Consider the following 17,593-nt stretch of genomic DNA (forward strand, 5'->3'; position numbering starts at 1 on the left):
CGACGTGCACGTCTTTCACGGCGAACCGGGAACCTCCGCAATGCCTATCTTGCCGACTTGAGTCGGAGCCCCCCGTTTGGGTGCCGCAAATGCCAATCCAAGATCCATGTTCTTGTTTCAGGAACTGAGGAGCACATGATGAGCAAGGAAACCATCGCCAATCCGGTGCCCGAAGCCGGTGGCAAGGCCGAAGAATCACCTGCAGCAACCAGACCGGGGAAGCGGTCCCCGGAGGAGCTGCCCGATGGTTCCGGCAACGACTCGCAGAAGCGGCCGGCGCCCGGTGACGAGGGTCGCTTCGACGCAGGCTAGCAGCGGGCATCGAAGCCGATGCCGTGCGCCTCGACGAGCCCATTAACAATTAACAGCATGATCGGTGAGCCTTTCAATGCGCGTACAACATATTGCCTGTTCCAGAGAAAATGACAGGAGTGAAATGTCATGACACAGGACGCACACATTCCAGCACCACGCGAGGAACCCAAGACAAGGCTGAGAGTGCCGAGGAAGTACCACGCCAACGGGTTGTTGATCGGCGGCGGACTCACGGCACTGCTCTTCTTGCTGTTTATCATCACCGGCGGAATCACACTGGGAACAGTGATCAGCCCGCTGTGGATTGGATTCATCATCGGCGTCCTCGTCGCGCTCCTTGGAGCCTTCCGCATCATGCGTGGCCCCGAAGCGTTCGGCCTGGGCGACACGGAACACAAACACCCGGCCGCGTAAAACAAACACGGGTGGAATCACGGAGGCCATCGTCTCGCCGCCCCCAAGGCAGACGGTGGCCTTCGTGTGCACAACGGACGAGGCAATATTCGCTGGATCGCCAAAGTGTCTTGGCCATGGTGTAGGTCCGCAGCCGATTAGGCTGTGGAAGAGTACCAAGAAAGGGACCTGCACCTGATATGAGACGCGTCTTGGCATACCTACTGCGTATCGGCGGATCCATCGCCATCGTTGCGGCCGTGGTCGCCCAATTGCAACAAAGCATCAAAAACGAAGTTTCGGGCCAGGGCGAAGTCGAATTCGTCATCCAGAATTTCTTCTCGTTCTTCACCATTGAATCCAATGTCCTGGCCGCGATCGTCTTGTTTGTGGGCATCTTTACGCTGTCCTCAAGGAGCGAACCCCGCGGCTGGAGCATGATCCGGGCCGCGATGACCACCTACATGGCCACCACCGGCGTGGTCTACAACCTGCTTTTGCGCGGCATTGAGCTGCCGCAGGGCACCACCGTTCCCTGGTCGAATGAGATCCTTCATGTCATCGCCCCGGCGATCCTGGTGCTGGATTGGCTCATAGCGCCGGGACGTCGGCCGCTGCACGCCAAGGTGCTGTGGGGGATCGTGGCCTTCCCCATCCTCTGGGCCGGCTACACCCTGGCCCGCGGCGTCATGGTGCTGGATCCGCGAACCGACAAGCCCTGGTATCCCTATCCCTTCCTTGACCCGAACACGAGCGCAAACGGATATTTCTCCGTCGGCTTCTACGTGGCGCTCATTGCCATGGTCATCGGGGTTGTCGGTGCCGGGGTCTTGTGGCTCAGCCGCGGTCGGCGCCGCAACGCGTAATACAGGAACCGCGGCCCGCGATACCCTTGGGGTCAGGGCAACCCCGGGATTCCGGTGGTTGTGGCCGGGGATGTCGAGAGGAACGGAATGCGGGATCGGTTGATCTGGGTGGTGGTGGCAGTGGTTCTTGCCGGCATGGGTATTTCGCTCTGGTCCGACGCGCCTGTTGCTGCGCTGGGAGCGGGTGCGGCGGCCGCTTATTCCGTGGTTGCGTCCATTCGCGGCCGCTGCCTTGGCGGAGCGTGCATGCTGCCGGCGGCGGCGGGCGAAGCCGACGACCGAAAGAAATAAGAAACCGGCCGGGAATGAATTCGCAACCTTCGTGATTTTACATGCAAACACATATATTCCACGACAGGGAGCCATACACACCATGAGCCAAAACATCGTAGTCATCTCCGGCGGACTGGGCACACCATCGACCTCCGGCCTGCTTGGCCGCCAGCTCGGCGAATCCGCCGTCAAGGAACTTGCCGCCATGGGCATCCAGGCCGACCTGACAGTGCTGGAGCTGCGCGACTACGCCGCAGACATCACCAACAACCTGCTCGCCGGCTACGCGCCGCCGCGCCTGGCCGAAGCCATCGAAGCGGTTCGCAACGCCGGCGGACTGATCGCGGTCTCGCCGGTCTTCACCGCATCGGTCTCCGGGCTTTTCAAGTCCTTCATCGACGTCCTTGACCCCACCTCGCTCGATGACAAGCCGATGATCCTGGCAGCCACGGGCGGAAGCGCACGGCACAACCTGGTCGTTGACTACGCGATGCGTCCGATCTTCGCCTACCTGCGCGCGCGAATCATGCCCACGTCGATCTTTGCCTCACCCGAGGACTGGGGCGCCGACCAGGGCCACGGGGCGTTGGCCGAACGCGAGCGCCGTGCCGGAGCCGAACTGGCCCAGGCCATCGCCGGACCCAACGGGGCCGCCGCACAGGCCCAGGACCTGGGCGATACCCGCTCCATTGCCCCGCGCGTGAGCGAAACCGCAAACCCGCGGGACAACATGACCTCGCTGCCGTTCGAGCAGCTGCTGGCCAACATCCAGCAGGGCTAGTCGGAGGTGCCCGTCGTCATTGGGCAAACTCCGGGTCGGTGACGTCCTTGTTGTCGCAGCCATCGACCGCCGCCCCCATGCGGTGGATCATCCCGCCCAGGACCGGATGCGGGGTGGCAAAGTTCAGTCGCACGAAGCCCTTCCCGCCGCTGCCGCAGGCGCTGCCGTTGATCAGCGCGACCTGGGCCTCCTTGAGGAAGAACTGGGCGGGGCCCGGGTCCAGGGCCAGCCGGGAGACATCCAGCCAAGCGAGGTACGTCCCCTGCGGGGGACTGTAGCGCACCTGTGGCAGGTGTTCCTTGATGATGTCGGAGAGCAGCATCCGGGATTCGTCGAGGTAGCCGATGACCCCGTCGAGCCAGCCCGTGCCCGTGCGGTACGCGGCGGTGGTCGCCGCCAACCCCACATTGGCCGCCCCGTGTTCGGGAACCCCGCCCACGCGCTCCCACACGGTTCGATCCGCGTCATTGGTCAGGATGAGCTGGGCGCATTTAAGTCCCGGCAGGTTGAATGCCTTGGTGGCGGCAACCGCCGTCACGGAGTGCGCCGCGGCCGCGGGCGAAACCGTGGCGTAGGGAATGTGCGAGGCGCCGGCGAAAACCAGTGGCGAATGGATCTCGTCGACGAAGACCCTCGAGCCGGTGGCCTCGACCAACTCGGAAATCGCCAGGAGTTCCTCGCGCCCATAGACCTTGCCGATGGGGTTGTGCGGATTCACCAGGGCCAGCAGGGCACCGCCTGCCAATGCCTGTTCCAGGGCGTTCCAGTTGACCTCCCATCCGGTGTCGGACTGGACCATGGCCACCTGGATGGAGTCCCGCCCAAAACGTGCCGCCGTGGAGATGAAGGGCATGTAGGTGGGGGTGAGCAGGACCAGTGGCGCGTCGGGACGGTGCCCCGGGGAAAAGTGCATGATGGCGGAGTCAAGCGCCGCCGCCACCGACCCCATGGGCCTGACCTGCTCCGGGTCGATCTTCCACTCGAACCTGTTGTCCAGCCACGCCGCGGTGGCCTGCTGCATGTCGTGGACCAATTGGGTTGGCGCGTATCCGATCAGGCCATTGACAAGGGTTTCCTGTGCCGCCGCGATGACTCCCGGAGCCGTCCCGAAATCCATTTCCGCCACCCATGCGCCAAGCGAACCCTGGTATTCGGACCACTTCAGCGATCCGGTCTGGCGCAATTGATCGACCGTCAGCAGGTCGAAGGGGTGGACACTCATTTAGCCAGCTTAGACTCGTTCGGGAACGAAAGACCCTGCCGATTTTCTTTAATTCTGCCCAATGCGCCGCTTCTTCGGTAGGTTGGCTAGTGAAGCAGCATGAATGAAAGATCCGACCCGATTTGCCTGGATTCAATCCAAGCCTCGGTCAATGGGTGGTTGCCGGGAGGGAACGCAATGGACGGGCGCAATGAAAGTGTCGAGGAGCGGCTGGACCGGAACTGGAACGAGCTCATGCAGGAGCTGCGGGTCATGCAGACCGGTGCGCAGATCCTTGCCGCATTCCTGGTGGTCCTGCCCTTCCAAGCCGGGTTCACGTCGCTGGACCAGGCGGAGAAGACCTTCTATTTGGTCCTGCTGGTGTTCTCCGCACTGCTGATCGTCCTGCTGGTCACGCCCGTCGCCGTGCACCGGCACTTCTTCGGCCAACGCGTCAAGATCACAACCGTGCACATGGGTCACGTCATTTCCAAGGTGGTGATCATCGGCGTGGGGGTGCTGGTGGCAGGGTGCGTGTGGTTCGTGGTCCAGGTCCTTTACGGCTGGGCGCTGGGCGCACTCATTGGCGGGCTCGTGATGCTGGCGGCGGTTTTCCTGTTGGTGGTCCTGCCGCGGATCATCAAGCCCAAGTCCTCGGTCCCGGGTCTGCCGACCCACGGGGCCGCGTAGCGTAGTGACGCACACGCCTCGGAAGGGAAACCCGAGTCCGTCCTCACCGCCGGCGTCATGGCCATGCCGCCCTTCCCCGGCACTGCCGACCGTTTGGCCGAAAACACCGACAACAGAATCGAGCTACCTCGTCCATGGGCACCGAAGTGATTCCCCCTGACGCATCTGCCCGAACCGACGGAGCCGCCGATGGTTCGGCTCGGGCAACACGGAACCCGAAGACCAAGCTGGAAATCGCCGTGCAGGACGCAGCCGGGGCGAGGATTGCCCTGGAAAACGGTGCCGACCGCGTCGAGCTGTGCAACGCACTGGGCATGGGAGGGCTGAGCCCCACGTTGGCCACCATCGAGCAGGTGGTGGCCGTGGGAATCGGCGTGCACGTGCTGATCCGCCCGCGCGGTGGCGGATACATCTACGCCGCCGAAGAGGTCGACCTGATGTCCGCCGACATCACCCATGCCGCCCGCGCCGGGGTTGCCGGCATCGTCGTCGGTGTGTTGACCGAGGATGACGGCGGCCTGGACATCCCGGTGCTCTCGGGACTGGCGGCGGCGGCTCACGCTGTCAACCCGGCCATCGAGGTCACCGTGCACCGCTGTGTGGACGTGTTGCTGGAAAGGGGCATGTCCATCCCGAAACTCATCGCCCAATTGCGTGTCCTGGGGGTGCATCGCATCTTGACCTCGGGAGGCGTCCCCGCCTCGGCGGACGGTGCGGAGGTCCTGCACCGGTTGCGGACCGAAGCCGCGGGAAGCCCGCAGATCCAGGCCGGCGGCGGCGTGAAAATCGAAGACATCCGCGCCCTTGCCGGCCTGGATGGCATCCACCTGTCGGCGCGCACCCAAACGACGCAGGGAGCCTCCGGTCCCGGCGGCGGGGAATCGGCCTTCGACGCGACCAGTCCGGAGCTGGTCTCCGCGGCCGCCGCGGCCTTGGCCGCATGCCGCTAGCGATCTGGGTGCAGTCGGCTCCGCCGAGCGGCGCAGACACAAAAGCTGCCCGAGTGTGACCCCGGTGACGCATTGGCTAACATGTTCAGGGTGTGACCCCGCGCCCGCCAGCTTTGGCCGGGGACCCACGGGACGTGCATCCAGAACTTCAGAAGGGGCCCAGGCCAGCATGCTCAACGATGAGACCATCACCCAGATAGCCGACGAGCTCGTGCAGGCGGGCCACGACCGCGTGCCGGTCAAGCGCCTGACCGCCCGCTTCCCCGAGATGACGGTGGAGGACTCCTACAGGGTCCAGAACCTCTGGCGCCAGCGCTCCGAGGCCAACGGCCGCATCCTGGCCGGCCGCAAGATCGGGCTGACCTCCCGCGCCATGCAAATGGCCACCGGCATCACCGAACCCGACTACGGCATCATCTTCGATGACATGGTGCTCGACTCGGGGTGCAGCATCGAATGGGACAAGTACACCCACCCGCGCGTGGAGATGGAACTGGCATTCAAGCTCAACAAGGACGTCGAGGGCCCCAACGCCAATATCTTCGATGTCCTCAACGCCACCGAATACGTCATCCCCGCCCTGGAAATCCTCGACTCGCGCATCGAGATGGAAGGTCGCACCATCGTCGACACCATCTCCGACAATGCGGCGATGGGCGCCATGGTCATTGGCGGCAACCCGATGAAGCCCTCGGACATCGACCTGCGCTGGGTCTCGGGCATCCTGTTCAAGAACCAGGTCGTCGAGGAAACCGGCGTCGCCGCCGGCGTGCTGAACCATCCGGCGGCCGGTGTCTACTGGCTGGCGAACAAGATCGCCGCCCACGGCGACAAGCTCAACGCCGGGGAAATCATCCTGGCCGGGTCCTTCACCCGCCCCATGTGGGTGGACAAGGGCGACACCGTCTTTGCCGACTACGGACGAATGGGTACCGTGACATGCCATTTCTCATAGAACCGGATCCGTCCTTCAAGGACGCGCTGCACCACGCCGACCACGCGCTGTCGGGGATCTGGGTGTGCTCGGGTTCCCCGCTGGTCGCCGAGATCTGCGCCGGTGCCGGATTCGACTGGATCTTCATCGACGCCGAGCACTCGCCCAACGGACTCGAATCGATCCTGGGCCAGCTGCAGGCCGTGCGCGGCTACCCGGTCATCCCGGTGGTCCGCCCGCCGGTCAACGACACCGTTCTCATCAAGCAGTACCTCGATCTGGGCGTCCAGTCGCTGATCATCCCCATGGTCAACAACGCCGAGCAGGCCCGCGCCGCGGTCGCCGCCTGCCACTACCCGCCGATGGGCGTGCGCGGCGTCGGTTCGGCACTGGCACGCTCGGCCCGCTGGAACCGCATCCCCGACTACCTGACCCGTGCAGGGGAAACCCTGACGCTGATGGTGCAGATCGAATCGGCAGAGGCTGTTGCCAACGTCGAGGAGATCGTGGCCACGCAGGGCGTGGACGGCATCTTCATCGGCCCGTCCGACCTGGCTGCCTCCATGGGCGTGATCGGGCAGCAGGACCACCCCGACGTCGTCGCCGCGGTGGAAACCGCCATGGCCGCGGGCAAGGCGGCAGGAAAGTACGTCGGCGTCAACGCCTTCGCGGAAGCGCCTGCCAAGCGCTACATCGAGCTCGGGGCCCACTACGTGGGTGTCGGTGCCGACGTGGCACTGCTGGCCCGCGGCACCGAGGCGCTGGCAGCAAAATTCCGCCCCAGCGCCGGAAGCGAAGCCGGGACACCCGCCAGTTACTGACGGTCCCGGGCCTCGGCCCGGAAGACAAGACAAGCGGTCTTGCGGGATGTTCACCCATCCTGCAAGACCGCTTGCTTTTGTCCCCGCATGGGTGCCCGCGAGCGTCTTGCGAAGCCGTTGAATGGCCGCAACAGTTTAGAACCACAAAACCAACATTTTAGATCGGCATCCATCCAGGCGCGTAAATCCCGGGTTCTTGCGGGTTAGCCCAATCGAAACATTTTCAAATCTCCGATCCGACATTTTGGTTTCCTTGTCGGTGACGCCTCGGGCACGCGGTGTCGCCGGCGGGGGGCCAATTAGAGATAGGCTCGCTTGAATGGACCTTTCCCTCATTCTTCTCGTGCTTGGCATGGTCGTCATCGGTGCCATCGCGCAGCGCGTGGCGGGACTCGGGTTCGCGATGCTTGTTGCCCCGTTCCTGGTCATCGCCCTGGGCGCGCACCAGGGGGTGTTCCTGGTGAACATCTGCGGGGTGGTCTCCTCTGCGATCATCATGCCGCGGGTGTGGAAGGACATCGACTGGTCGATGTTCCGCTGGCTGTGCTCCTTCAGCGTCTTCGGGTCCGTGGCCGGCGCGCTGCTGGCCGGAGGCCTGCCCTCCGCTCCGCTGTCGATTGTGGTCGGCGCCGTGGTGCTGGCCGCGCTGTTGCTTTCGCTGATCCTGGTGCGCGCCAACGTCACCGTTTCCGGCCAGATCCCCAAGGTCAGTGCAGGGTTCCTCTCCGGGCTCACCAACTCGCTGGCGGGGGTCGGGGGACCGGCGGTGAGCGCCTACGCGGTGCTGGCCCGCTGGCCGCAACGCCCCTTCGCCGCCACCCTGCAGCCCTTCTTCGTGGTGACCGGGGCCGTCACCATCGGAATGAAGTTCATCACCACCCCCGATGCCCTGCCGGCGCTTCCGGTGTGGGCCTGGATCGGGGTCGCCGTGTTCATCGGGGCAGGCGTGCTCATTGGCGAGCAGGTCCAGCGCGTGGTCTCCGACAGGCACGCCCGCTTCTTCGTGCTGTGCTTCGCCTTCTTCGGTGCCATCACCGCCTTGGTCAGCGGGTTGCGCGCCCTGTAACGCCGGGCCCGATCACCGCGTCAATCAGGGGCCCCGGGCCACTTCGGTGGCACGATTGGAAGCAATGAGTGAGAAGAAAAAGCAGCCGCCCGCCGCGGCTGCACTAAACGCGGCGCGCCAGCGGCTGAGCACCGGCTGGCCCATGCCGCTATTCCTGCAAGGTGCCTTCGAGTTCATGCAGGCCGCCCTGTTCTCGGCCTTCCTGGTGGTCATCCCGTGGTTCGCCGTGTGGTTCAGCGGCGGCTTCGCCAACCGCGGCATCGAGTCGGTGCTGCAGATGGGCGGCCAGATCTGGCTGCTGATCCATGCGGTCCCGCTGCACCTCTTGCAGGTGGGCACCGGGACGGACCCCTCGCAGGGCTCGTCCGTGCTGGACTTCATCCCTCTGGGGCTGACGCTGATCCCGTTCCTGCTGTGCTGGCGGGCCGGGCGGCGCATTGCCCGGGCCTCCTACACCGACTCGTTGTGGCAGGGCATCCTTGGTGCCCTGGGCATCTACCTGCTCTGCGGGCTGTTCACCGGGTTCCTGGTGAACAACGAGGAGGCCAGCGTCTCGTTGCTGGCGGCCACCTTCATCCCGCTGATCCCCGCCGGGGCGGGCGTGATCATCGGGGCCCGCCGCGAGGCCGGGTCCTGGGTGCGGCTGATCGGCTTCGACGCCGCGGCCTGGATCTCCAAGACCTCCCAGCACTCGCGCTGGGCCGGGTCCTACGTGTGGGCGGTGCTCTGCGGCGGCACGCTGGCCTACCTGCTCACCTTCGCGCTGTCCTCGCTGCTGCTGGCCATCAACCTGGCGGTGCACTGGGTGGATGTCTCCAATGTCTACGCGCAGCTGCGCCCCGGTTCCATCGGCTCGGCGGTGCTGACCCTGGGCCAGCTGGGGATCATGCCCAACCTGGCGCTGTGGACCCTGGCCTGGATCACCGGCGGCGGCATCACCCTGGGCGTGGGCAGCACGCTGTCCACGCTGGAAACCACCGTGGGCCCACTGCCTGCGGTCCCGGTGCTCGCCGCCCTTCCCTCCGGGGACCTGTCCTACGCCTGGATGTTCATGGCGCTGCCGGTGTTTGCCGGGTTCATGGCCGGCTGGTATTTCCTGCGGGTGGGGGAGAACCACCTGGACGACTGGGTGTCCCTGCGCATCCACTCCCGTTGGCTGTCCCTGGGCCTGTCCACCGTGGCCCTGGGCGTGTTCATCGGCACCTTTGCCGGCGCCCTGTCCCTGGTCGGCTCCTGGCTGGCCGGAGGGTCGCTCGGCATCGGGCGGTTCACCGAGGTGGGGCCCGACGTGCTGCTGACAGCCGTGCTGCTGGCGGCGCAGGTGGCCCTGGGCACCGCGATCGGGTACCTGGTGTCCCCGCTGCTCGAGCACGACCCGGTGCTCGACGGCTAGAGCGGCCGGCCGACGCCCAGGTCGTGGTGCAGGTGGTGCGCCGCGTCGTGCCAGGCGTATTGGGCCAGCGTGGCGGTGGTAAACAGCGCGCCGTTGGACCGGGTCCCCATCCGCGGGGCCTGCTCATCGCCCAGCGACTGAAGCGCCGCGGCGAACAGGGACGCTGACTCGTCCAGCCTCCGGGCCACCTCGGCCGAGGGGATCGCCGCGTAGTCACCGCGCACCGCCGCCTCGTCCTGGTCCCAGTCCGGGAACGTCGGGGCGTCGACCTCCAGCATCAGGGCCAGCCTGGCGTTCATCACCTGGAGCATTTCGCCCACGTGCGCGCAATACTCATGGGTGCTCCACACCTTGGGGTCCTTGCGCACCAGGGCATCGGGCGCCGCCAGCGCCTTGGTGAAGAGCGGGACGGATTCGCGCAGCAGCACCGCTACCTGCCCTGGGCTCAGCGCCCGCACATCGATCCCGCATTCGCCGCACACCTCACGGAGCACGATCGTCCAGTCCTTGGTGTCGGGGGTTGGCTGCTCATTCACGGGAAGCTCCTTGGTTCGTCGGGTCCAACTGATTTCTGAAATCCTGGGTGCAGGCGGCCTCGGAGCGCAGGGTCAGCGCATCGGTGCGGCATTGCTGGTATTGCAGCGAGGGCCCGAGGAACACCAGCTGACCGGCCAGCAGCACGGCAATGAGCCCGCAGGCCGCCGTCGCCACGGGCGCCGCAAGCTTCAGCACGCCGGCGGCCGGGTTGCCGAACGCCCTCAGGGAGGTCAGTGCGCCCAGGATGAATCCGGCCACGGCGAAGGGCAGGGCCGCCAGCCTGAACGGCAGCGGCAGGTACCAGCCCGCCAGCGTGCAGGCCATGGCGGCGATGGTGGCACCCACCCAGCGCAGCAGCGGGCGCGCCGCATCCGGTGCCTCCCTGCGGGTGTTGCTGGCCATATCACCCACACTAGACCCGAAGCCGCGTTCGTTACATGGATGAGGTCGCCGCCCGGTGCACTTGCGTACGATAATGGTTAGTCACGGGTGCTTTTGCGCCCGCCACGGCCCGCCCCCGCCCAGGTACCGAAGGACTGATTCAACGATGCAGGCAACGCCAAAGAGCCGACGCAGCAAAACCGGCGCGCTGCTCGCCGCCGCGCTCGGCGCGACCCTGCTGCTTTCCGCCTGCAACGCCGGCTCCGGCACCGGTCCCACGGACCCGGGCAGGCTCGTCGTCGCGCTGACCGGCGAACCGGTGAACCTGGACTTCACCACCACCGCCGGGGCCGCGATCCCGCAGGCCATGATGTCCAACGTGTACGAGGGGTTGGTGACGGTTGACCAGACCGGCGCGATCCAGCCGCTGCTGGCCACCGGCTGGGAAACCGGCGCCGACAACAAGTCCTACACCTTCACCCTGGTTCAGGGCGCCACGTTCTCCAACGGGGCCGCCTTCGACGCCTCCGACGTAAAGTTCTCCATCGAGCGGGTCAAGTCCGACGCCTGGCTCAACGGGCTGAAGTCCAAGATGGACGTGGTCAAGGACGTCGTGGTCAATTCCCCGACCTCGGTCACGGTGAACCTCTCCCGGCCCTCGCAGGCGTGGCTGTATTCGATGACCACGCTGGTGGGTGCCATGTTCGACCCCTCCGGCGTGGCCGACCTGGCCAACACCCCGGTGGGCACCGGGCCCTACGCGCTCGAGTCCTGGGCCCGCGGGGAGTCGATCAACCTCGCCGCCCGCCCCGACTACCGGGGCGCAGCCCCGGGCATCCCCAACGTGACCCTGCGCTACTTCGCCGATGCGATCGCGACCACCAACGCCCTGTCCTCCGGGGACGTGGATGTCATCTACAACATGCAGGCCCCCGAGCTGCTCTCCTCCTTCGAGTCGAACCCGGACTACCAGGTCATCGAGGGCACTTCCAACGGCGAGATCATCCTGTCGATGAACAACGAGGCCAAGCCCTTCAACGACAAGCGCGTGCGCCAGGCGGTGCTTTACGCCATCGACCGCAAGTCGGTGCGCGACACAGCCTGGAACGGACTGGGCGCCCTGGTCGGCGGGCCGGTGCCGCCCACCGACCCGTACTACGAGGACCTCAACGAGGCCTACCCCTTCGACCCGGCCAAGGCGCGCGCCCTGCTGAAGGAGGCCGGGGCCCAGGACCTGAAGATCAATTTCACGGTTCCCACCCGCCCGTACGCCACCGCCGTCTCCGAGATCGTCCAGTCGCAGCTGCGCGACGTGGGGATCGATGCGCGCATCCAGAGCGCCGAGTTCCCCGCGGTCTGGCTGGATACGGTGTTCAACCGCCACGACTACCAGATGTCGGTGGTCCTGGCCGTTGAGGCCCGCGACGTGCTGACCATGTTCAACAACCCGGACTACTACATCGGCTACGACAACTCCAGGATCAAGGCCGAGGCCGCCGCCGCGGATGCCGCGGATACGGCGAACTACGTGGCCGGCATGAAGAACGTGGTGCGCACCATCGTGGATGACGCGCCGGTGGACACGCTGTTCATCTTCCCGAACATCTCGGTGGCCAAGGCGGGGATCACCGGCCTGGGCGCCAACTCGGTCACCGAGGCGCTGAACCTCTCCACCATCGCCTGGTCCTAGGCCCAGGGGGCGGAACGGATGCTGGTGCGCATTGCGGGGAACCTGGCCCGCTTTCTGCTGTCCCTGCTGGCAGCCACGATTCTGGTCTTCGCGCTGATGCGCGTGCTGCCCGGGGACCCGGCGGTGATCGCCGCCGGGGAAAATGCGACCCCCGAGGTCGTGGCCGGCCTGGCCCGCCAATTCGGCACCGACAGGCCGCTTCCCGTGCAGTACTGGGACTGGTTCTCCGGTCTCTGGCGCGGGGACTTCGGCGTGTCCTACGTGACCCGCACCGACATCTCCCCGTTGGTTGCCGACAAGGTGCAGGTCTCCCTGATCCTGGTGGGCGCGGCCATGGCGCTCGCGTTGGCGATCGCGATCCCCGCCGGCACCATTGCCGCGGTGCGGCACAACAAGCCCTCCGGCGCGCTGATCTCCGCGCTGAGCCAGCTGGGCATCGCGATCCCGGGTTTCCTGCTGGGCATCGTGCTGGTCTCCTTCTTTGCGTTGCGCCTGGGCTGGTTGCCGGCCAACGGGTGGGTGGCCCCGGGCCGGGACTTCGCCGGGTTCCTCTCCCGGCTGGTGCTGCCGGTCATGGCGCTTGCCGGGGTGCAGTCCGCGATCCTGGTGCGCTATGTCCGCTCCGCGGTGCTCGAGGTGATGCACGAGGACTACCTGCGCACCGCCCGGGCCAAGGGCCTGTCCCCGCTGCGTGCGCTGGGACGGCACGGGCTGCGCAACGCGGCGATCCCGGTGCTGACCGTCACCGGCGTGCAGTTCTCCGCCCTGATCATCGGCGCGGTGGTCATCGAGCGGGTCTTCGTGGTCCCGGGGCTGGGATCGATGCTGCTTTCCGCGGTGGGCAACCGCGACCTGCTCACCGTCCAGTCGGTGGTCATGGTTCTTGTGGCCATCACGCTGATCGTCAACCTGCTGGTGGATGTGCTCTACACCGTCCTTGACCCGCGCATTCGCGCCGCCGTCCGATGAGCAACACGAGGCCAGGAGCCATGAAGCCGAAGCCCACCGGCGCCCTGCTGATTGGCGCCGGGATCGTGGCGCTGGTTGCCGCCACCGCGCTGCTCTCCCTGTTCTTCACGCCCTTTGACCCGCTGCAGGCCAACCCGCCGGTGCGGCTGCAGGGCCCGAGCCTTCAGCACTGGCTGGGCACCGACAACCTGGGCCGCGACCTGCTCTCCCGCCTCCTGGTGGGGGCGCGGATCACGCTGCTGGTCGGCGTGGTCTCGGTGGGCATCGCGGTGCTCATCGGCACCCCGCTGGGCATCTGGGCGGGCATGCGGCGCGGGGCCGTGGAGGAAATCACCATGCGTGCCTCCGACATCCTGCTGGCCTTCCCGGCGCTGCTGTTGGCGATCATGTTCGCCGCGATCTACGGCGCCTCCACTGCCTCGGCGATGGCCGCCATCGGCCTGGCCTCGGTGCCCGGCTTCGCGCGCGTGGCCCGCGCCGGGACCCTGCAGGTGATGAACGCCGAATACGTGCTCGCCGCCCGCGCCGCCGCCCAGGGCCCGTTGCGCATCGCCGCCCGCCACGTGCTGCCCAACATCACCGGGATGCTGCTGATCCAATGCTCGGTGACCTTCGCCCTGGCGGTGCTGGCCGAGGCCGCGCTGTCCTTCCTGGGCCTGGGCACGCCCCCGCCGGTGCCCTCCTGGGGGCGGATGCTGCAGGAGTCCCAGCAATACTGGGGCACCTTCCCGCTCATGGCGCTGTGGCCGGGGGCCGCGATCGCGCTGGCCGTGATGGGCTTCAACCTGCTCGGGGACGGGCTGCGCGATGCGCTGGATCCCAAGCTGGCACGGGGCAAGTCATGAGTGAACGGATCGACCCGGCCGACGAGGGCACCGGGAACCTGCTGGAGGTCACGGACCTGGACATTTCCGCCGGGCCCAGGCCGCTGGTTTCCGGGCTCTCCTTCTCCATGGCCGCGGGGGAGCGCATCGGGCTGATCGGTGAATCCGGGTCGGGCAAGTCGCTGACCGCCACCGCGCTGCTGGGCCTGCTGCCCGATGAGCTCACCGTCTCCGGCAGCGCGCACCTGCGCGGCTTCGGGCCCAACCTGCTCACCGCGAGCGACAGGTCGATGCAGTCGCTGCGCGGGGACGAGATCTCGATGGTCTTCCAGGAGCCGCTTTCGGCGCTGAACCCGCTGATGAAAATCGGCGCGCAGGTCGCCGAGGTGATGCTCCAGCACCGCACCGTGCCCTCCCGCGCCGCCGCCCGCCGGCGCGCCGTCGAGCTGCTGGCCTCGGTGAAGATCCCCGATCCGGCCCAGGCCGCCGGCGCCTACCCGCACCAGCTCTCGGGCGGGCAGCGCCAACGCGTCATGGTCGCCATGGCGCTGGCGAACGACCCGCAGCTGTTGCTGGCCGACGAGCCGACCACGGCGCTGGATGTCACGGTGCAGTCCCAGGTGCTGGAGCTCATCTCGACCCAGGTTTCCGGGCGCGGCACCGGGCTGCTGTTCATCACCCACGACCTGGCGGTGGTGGCGAACGTGTGCACCCGCGTGCTGGTGCTCAACAAGGGGCGCCTGGTCGAGTCCGGTGAGATCGATAGGATCTTCTCCGCCCCCGAACACCCCTACACCCGGGCGCTGCTGGCCGCCAGCGACCTGTCGGCCACCGACGGGCGCGGACGCCTATTCACCGTTGACACCGCGGCAAGCTACGTGCCCCCGGCGCTGCGCGCGGCGCCGCCGCAAACCCCGCAGGAAACCCCTCAGAACCCGCGCCCCGCCGCCGGGCCCGCGCTGATCACCGCGACGAACCTGGGCCGCACCTACCACCGTGCCCGCACCACCGCCTTCGGTCCGAGGCCCGTCGTCAACGCCCTGGCCGATGTCAGCTTCACCGTGGCACCCGGGGACCGGGTGGGCATCGTGGGGGAGTCGGGCTCCGGCAAGTCCACGCTGCTGCGCATCCTCGCCGGGCTGGACCAACCCACCACCGGGCAGGCCACCGTCGCGGGCACCTCGATTGCCGGGGCGCGCGAGGCCGACCTGGCGCCGCTGCGCAGCGCGCTGCAGATCGTCTTCCAGGACCCGATGGGCTCGCTGGACCCGCGGATGAAGGTCGCCGACATCATCGCCGAACCGCTGCTGGTGCCGGGGCGGAAGCTGGACGCGGCCGGGCGGCTGGCCGAGGTGCACCGGATGCTCGGGCTCGTGGGCCTGGAGGCGGAATCCGCCCACCGCTACCCGCACCAGTTCTCCGGCGGCCAGCGCCAGCGCATCTCCATCGCCCGCGCCCTGGTGAACCGCCCGCGGATCCTGGTGGCCGACGAGCCGGTCTCCGCGCTGGATGTCTCGGTGCGCGCCCAGGTGCTGAACCTGATCGCGGATTTGGTCGACGAGTACGCGCTGACGCTGCTGCTGGTCTCGCACGACCTCTCGGTGGTGCGCCACCTCTGCGAGCGGGTCATCGTGATGAAGGACGGGCGCATCGTCGAATCCGGGGACACCGAGCAGATCTACAACAACCCCGCGCACCCCTACACGGCGCAACTCATCGCCAGCTCGCTGGAGTTGTCCGAGGAACTGGCGCCGGGCCCGTAGGGTGGTGTCCATGGAATTTGGACTGCTCGACTTCGCCCCCGCCCGCTCGAACCCGGAGCTGGTTGCCGCGCCCGTGCACGCCGCGCTGGATCACCTGGCGCCGGAGTCGGTGCTGGCCAGCGAGATCGACCCTCAGCTGGCGGACACCGCGGCGTTCTGCGAACAATACGGGATCGACCCGGAGCAGGGGGCCAATTGCGTCATCGTCCAGGCCCAGCGCGGGGAGAAGACCTGGCTGGCCGCCGCCCTGGTGCTGGGCAGCCAGAAGCTGGATGTGAACTCCGCGGTGCGCAAGGCATTGGGGGCCAAGAAGGTTTCCTTCGCGCCCATGGACACGGCCGTGGAACTCACCGGGATGGAATACGGCGGAATCACCCCGATCGGCCTGCCCGCATCCTGGCCGCTGCTTATCGATTCCGCGGTGGCCGAGGCAGAGCACCTGATCATCGGCAGCGGGATCCGCGGCTCCAAGATCCTTTGTTCCGGCGCCGTGCTGGCCTCCCTGCCCGGTGCCGAGGTCCTGCCGCTGGCCAAGGGCGAGTGAAGCTCCCACTAAACTTGTACCCATGCGCATCGTAGTTCTTGTCTCCGGCACCGGGTCCAACCTCCAGTCCGTCATCGACGCAGTCGCCGACGGGTCGCTGAAAAACGTTCAGATCGCCGCCGTGGGCGCCGACAAGCACGGCACCTTCGGGGTCGAGCGCTCCGCCGCGGCCGGCATCGAGACCTTCGTGGTGAACTTCAAGGACTTCGACCAGCGCGCGGACTGGAACCACGCGCTGACCGAAAAGTGCCTGTCCTACGAGCCCGACTACGTGGTCTCCTCGGGCTTCATGCGCATCGTCGGTCCGGAATTCATCAACGCCTTCGACGGCACCTACATCAACACGCACCCGGCCCTGCTGCCCTCCTTCCCGGGCGCCCACGGCGTTCGGGACGCAATGGCCTACGGGGTCAAGGTCACCGGCTGCACCGTGCACATCGCCGACGCCGGCGTGGACACCGGCCCGATCCTGCGCCAGGAAGCCGTGGCCATTGAAGACGACGACACCGAGGAGTCGCTGCACGAGCGCATCAAGGTCGTCGAGCGCCGCCTGCTCATCGCCACGCTGGCCGATCTGGCCTCGAAGTAGCACCCGCTTTTGCGAAAACAGGAGGCCCGCCCGGCATAGACAGCGATGTCTACCGGTTAGGTCAGTCGGTAAAGACGTTCCAGCAAATGCTGTTGCGGAGCTTCTGGTCCTCGAGCACGAGTTCACGGACCGCTGCGGGCAGCTGCGCGCGCTGCCACTGTCGTTCCGCCGCACGGGCCGTTGCGGCGTCCCGGCCATCGACGGCCGCCCCTGCGGCCCTGATGGCGTAGGCTGCGGCGCCCAGGTCGTGGGCTGCCACGTGGGCCACGGCAACGGCCTGGCCTGCCGCAAGCGCCGCGAACTTCACCGGATCTGGCATCCCGCGTGCCGCGGCATTGGCCGTGAAGGCCTCCCGGTGTGCCTCGCGCATCGGCACCTCGCCGCGGATCCAGCCCCTGCCGACCTCGATGGCGTGCCGGGGCCGGGTATCGCCCGGATGACGGTCCTCGAAGAGCGGCAACACGTGCTCGGCGCACTCCAGGGCCCAGCAGGCAAGCAGCCGGTGGTGTTCATCGCTCAGCGTGCCCCCGCGGCGGAAGGTGACCAGCCGCGGGTCGCGTTCCCGGGGAAGAATTGGCATGGCCCCAGACTATCGCCCATGGATAGGATGCTC

General features: G+C 67.0%; 21 protein-coding genes. 17 read left to right on the forward strand and 4 right to left on the reverse strand.

The window, feature by feature from the left end; all coding sequences use genetic code 11:
* Positions 1-138: 138 nt before the first annotated feature.
* The 5 genes from ACLQ7E_RS22145 to ACLQ7E_RS22165 all read left to right on the forward strand — a co-directional run bounded on the left by ACLQ7E_RS22145 (position 139) and on the right by ACLQ7E_RS22165 (position 2,628).
* Positions 139-312 carry a hypothetical protein gene (locus ACLQ7E_RS22145; RefSeq protein WP_411734745.1) on the forward strand — a complete coding sequence of 58 codons (174 nt, stop codon included), beginning with the start codon at positions 139-141 and terminating at the stop codon, positions 310-312.
* A gap of 129 nt (positions 313-441) precedes the next feature.
* A complete protein-coding gene (locus ACLQ7E_RS22150) occupies positions 442-729 on the forward strand; it encodes a hypothetical protein (RefSeq protein WP_411734746.1) in 288 nt (95 codons plus the stop codon).
* A gap of 191 nt (positions 730-920) precedes the next feature.
* Positions 921-1,574, forward strand: coding sequence for a Pr6Pr family membrane protein (locus ACLQ7E_RS22155; protein WP_411734747.1), 654 nt, complete (start codon positions 921-923; stop codon positions 1,572-1,574).
* An 87-nt stretch (positions 1,575-1,661) separates the two neighbouring features.
* Positions 1,662-1,865 carry a hypothetical protein gene (locus tag ACLQ7E_RS22160; protein WP_411734748.1) on the forward strand — a complete coding sequence of 68 codons (204 nt, stop codon included), beginning with the start codon at positions 1,662-1,664 and terminating at the stop codon, positions 1,863-1,865.
* A gap of 82 nt (positions 1,866-1,947) precedes the next feature.
* Positions 1,948-2,628: a CE1759 family FMN reductase gene (locus tag ACLQ7E_RS22165; RefSeq protein ID WP_411734749.1), complete on the forward strand. Its 681-nt coding sequence runs from the start codon at positions 1,948-1,950 to the stop codon at positions 2,626-2,628.
* Positions 2,629-2,644: 16 nt separating this feature from the next.
* Here the strand turns inward: ACLQ7E_RS22165 and ACLQ7E_RS22170 are convergent, their stop codons facing one another.
* Positions 2,645-3,850 carry a MalY/PatB family protein gene (locus ACLQ7E_RS22170; protein WP_411734750.1) on the reverse strand — a complete coding sequence of 402 codons (1,206 nt, stop codon included), beginning with the start codon at positions 3,848-3,850 and terminating at the stop codon, positions 2,645-2,647.
* A 177-nt stretch (positions 3,851-4,027) separates the two neighbouring features.
* Between ACLQ7E_RS22170 and ACLQ7E_RS22175 the strand changes: the two genes are divergently transcribed.
* The 6 genes from ACLQ7E_RS22175 to ACLQ7E_RS22200 all read left to right on the forward strand — a co-directional run bounded on the left by ACLQ7E_RS22175 (position 4,028) and on the right by ACLQ7E_RS22200 (position 9,683).
* Positions 4,028-4,519 (forward strand): DUF6328 family protein, encoded by a 492-nt coding sequence (locus ACLQ7E_RS22175; protein WP_411734751.1) that lies wholly within the window; start codon positions 4,028-4,030, stop codon positions 4,517-4,519.
* Between the two features lie 134 nt (positions 4,520-4,653).
* Positions 4,654-5,469 (forward strand): copper homeostasis protein CutC, encoded by an 816-nt coding sequence (locus ACLQ7E_RS22180; RefSeq protein ID WP_411734752.1) that lies wholly within the window; start codon positions 4,654-4,656, stop codon positions 5,467-5,469.
* Positions 5,470-5,638: 169 nt separating this feature from the next.
* Positions 5,639-6,424 (forward strand): 2-oxo-hept-4-ene-1,7-dioate hydratase, encoded by a 786-nt coding sequence (gene hpaH / locus ACLQ7E_RS22185; RefSeq protein ID WP_411734753.1) that lies wholly within the window; start codon positions 5,639-5,641, stop codon positions 6,422-6,424.
* Positions 6,409-7,224, forward strand: coding sequence for an aldolase/citrate lyase family protein (locus tag ACLQ7E_RS22190; RefSeq protein WP_411734754.1), 816 nt, complete (start codon positions 6,409-6,411; stop codon positions 7,222-7,224). Before hpaH ends, ACLQ7E_RS22190 begins: the two co-directional genes overlap by 16 nt.
* Positions 7,225-7,543: 319 nt before the next feature.
* On the forward strand, positions 7,544-8,290 hold the full coding sequence (locus ACLQ7E_RS22195) for a TSUP family transporter (RefSeq protein WP_411734755.1): 747 nt from the start codon (positions 7,544-7,546) through the stop codon (positions 8,288-8,290).
* 64 nt (positions 8,291-8,354) lie between these two features.
* A complete protein-coding gene (locus ACLQ7E_RS22200; RefSeq protein WP_411734756.1) occupies positions 8,355-9,683 on the forward strand; it encodes a DUF6350 family protein in 1,329 nt (442 codons plus the stop codon).
* Here ACLQ7E_RS22200 and ACLQ7E_RS22205 read toward each other — a convergent pair.
* Together ACLQ7E_RS22205 and ACLQ7E_RS22210 are read right to left on the reverse strand one after the other, a co-directional pair.
* The gene (locus ACLQ7E_RS22205; RefSeq protein ID WP_411734757.1) at positions 9,680-10,219 is read right to left on the reverse strand and encodes a DinB family protein; all 540 of its coding nucleotides are present in this window, start codon (positions 10,217-10,219) and stop codon (positions 9,680-9,682) included. The genes ACLQ7E_RS22200 and ACLQ7E_RS22205 overlap by 4 nt on opposite strands.
* Positions 10,212-10,622, reverse strand: coding sequence for a hypothetical protein (locus tag ACLQ7E_RS22210; protein WP_411734758.1), 411 nt, complete (start codon positions 10,620-10,622; stop codon positions 10,212-10,214). Before ACLQ7E_RS22210 ends, ACLQ7E_RS22205 begins: the two co-directional genes overlap by 8 nt.
* A gap of 145 nt (positions 10,623-10,767) precedes the next feature.
* On the opposite strand from ACLQ7E_RS22210, the gene ACLQ7E_RS22215 reads away from it, so the two are divergent.
* The 6 genes from ACLQ7E_RS22215 to purN are packed head-to-tail and all read left to right on the forward strand — an operon-like array spanning position 10,768 to position 16,980.
* Entirely contained in the window at positions 10,768-12,291 is a 1,524-nt protein-coding gene (locus ACLQ7E_RS22215) for an ABC transporter substrate-binding protein (protein ID WP_411734759.1), read from the forward strand.
* Between the two features lie 18 nt (positions 12,292-12,309).
* On the forward strand, positions 12,310-13,260 hold the full coding sequence (locus ACLQ7E_RS22220; protein WP_411734760.1) for an ABC transporter permease: 951 nt from the start codon (positions 12,310-12,312) through the stop codon (positions 13,258-13,260).
* A 20-nt stretch (positions 13,261-13,280) separates the two neighbouring features.
* Complete coding sequence (locus tag ACLQ7E_RS22225) at positions 13,281-14,105, forward strand: ABC transporter permease (protein ID WP_411734761.1); 825 nt, start codon at positions 13,281-13,283, stop codon at positions 14,103-14,105.
* Positions 14,102-15,847 carry a dipeptide ABC transporter ATP-binding protein gene (locus ACLQ7E_RS22230; protein ID WP_411734762.1) on the forward strand — a complete coding sequence of 582 codons (1,746 nt, stop codon included), beginning with the start codon at positions 14,102-14,104 and terminating at the stop codon, positions 15,845-15,847. The genes ACLQ7E_RS22225 and ACLQ7E_RS22230 overlap by 4 nt, the downstream gene beginning before the upstream one ends.
* 10 nt (positions 15,848-15,857) lie before the next feature.
* Positions 15,858-16,391, forward strand: coding sequence for a YbaK/EbsC family protein (locus ACLQ7E_RS22235; protein WP_411734763.1), 534 nt, complete (start codon positions 15,858-15,860; stop codon positions 16,389-16,391).
* A gap of 22 nt (positions 16,392-16,413) precedes the next feature.
* The gene (gene purN / locus ACLQ7E_RS22240; RefSeq protein WP_411734764.1) at positions 16,414-16,980 is read left to right on the forward strand and encodes a phosphoribosylglycinamide formyltransferase; all 567 of its coding nucleotides are present in this window, start codon (positions 16,414-16,416) and stop codon (positions 16,978-16,980) included.
* 61 nt (positions 16,981-17,041) lie between these two features.
* Here purN and ACLQ7E_RS22245 read toward each other — a convergent pair whose 3' ends face one another.
* On the reverse strand, positions 17,042-17,560 hold the full coding sequence (locus ACLQ7E_RS22245) for a putative immunity protein (protein WP_411734765.1): 519 nt from the start codon (positions 17,558-17,560) through the stop codon (positions 17,042-17,044).
* Positions 17,561-17,593: the final 33 nt, after the last annotated feature.

Source organism: Paeniglutamicibacter sp. (assembly GCF_046714615.1).
Taxonomy (GTDB): domain Bacteria; phylum Actinomycetota; class Actinomycetes; order Actinomycetales; family Micrococcaceae; genus Paeniglutamicibacter.

Coding starts and splice junctions, on each gene's coding strand:
- ACLQ7E_RS22245 (WP_411734765.1), bottom strand. CDS start 17,560: ATGCCAATTCTTCCCCGGGAACGCGACCCGCGGCTGGTCACCTTCCGC.
- ACLQ7E_RS22190 (WP_411734754.1), top strand. CDS start 6,409: ATGCCATTTCTCATAGAACCGGATCCGTCCTTCAAGGACGCGCTGCAC.
- ACLQ7E_RS22145 (WP_411734745.1), top strand. CDS start 139: ATGAGCAAGGAAACCATCGCCAATCCGGTGCCCGAAGCCGGTGGCAAG.
- ACLQ7E_RS22235 (WP_411734763.1), top strand. CDS start 15,858: ATGGAATTTGGACTGCTCGACTTCGCCCCCGCCCGCTCGAACCCGGAG.
- ACLQ7E_RS22180 (WP_411734752.1), top strand. CDS start 4,654: ATGGGCACCGAAGTGATTCCCCCTGACGCATCTGCCCGAACCGACGGA.
- ACLQ7E_RS22150 (WP_411734746.1), top strand. CDS start 442: ATGACACAGGACGCACACATTCCAGCACCACGCGAGGAACCCAAGACA.
- ACLQ7E_RS22230 (WP_411734762.1), top strand. CDS start 14,102: ATGAGTGAACGGATCGACCCGGCCGACGAGGGCACCGGGAACCTGCTG.
- ACLQ7E_RS22165 (WP_411734749.1), top strand. CDS start 1,948: ATGAGCCAAAACATCGTAGTCATCTCCGGCGGACTGGGCACACCATCG.
- ACLQ7E_RS22195 (WP_411734755.1), top strand. CDS start 7,544: ATGGACCTTTCCCTCATTCTTCTCGTGCTTGGCATGGTCGTCATCGGT.
- ACLQ7E_RS22170 (WP_411734750.1), bottom strand. CDS start 3,850: ATGAGTGTCCACCCCTTCGACCTGCTGACGGTCGATCAATTGCGCCAG.
- ACLQ7E_RS22200 (WP_411734756.1), top strand. CDS start 8,355: ATGAGTGAGAAGAAAAAGCAGCCGCCCGCCGCGGCTGCACTAAACGCG.
- ACLQ7E_RS22175 (WP_411734751.1), top strand. CDS start 4,028: ATGGACGGGCGCAATGAAAGTGTCGAGGAGCGGCTGGACCGGAACTGG.
- purN (WP_411734764.1), top strand. CDS start 16,414: ATGCGCATCGTAGTTCTTGTCTCCGGCACCGGGTCCAACCTCCAGTCC.
- ACLQ7E_RS22210 (WP_411734758.1), bottom strand. CDS start 10,622: ATGGCCAGCAACACCCGCAGGGAGGCACCGGATGCGGCGCGCCCGCTG.
- ACLQ7E_RS22160 (WP_411734748.1), top strand. CDS start 1,662: ATGCGGGATCGGTTGATCTGGGTGGTGGTGGCAGTGGTTCTTGCCGGC.
- ACLQ7E_RS22225 (WP_411734761.1), top strand. CDS start 13,281: ATGAAGCCGAAGCCCACCGGCGCCCTGCTGATTGGCGCCGGGATCGTG.
- ACLQ7E_RS22215 (WP_411734759.1), top strand. CDS start 10,768: ATGCAGGCAACGCCAAAGAGCCGACGCAGCAAAACCGGCGCGCTGCTC.
- ACLQ7E_RS22220 (WP_411734760.1), top strand. CDS start 12,310: ATGCTGGTGCGCATTGCGGGGAACCTGGCCCGCTTTCTGCTGTCCCTG.
- hpaH (WP_411734753.1), top strand. CDS start 5,639: ATGCTCAACGATGAGACCATCACCCAGATAGCCGACGAGCTCGTGCAG.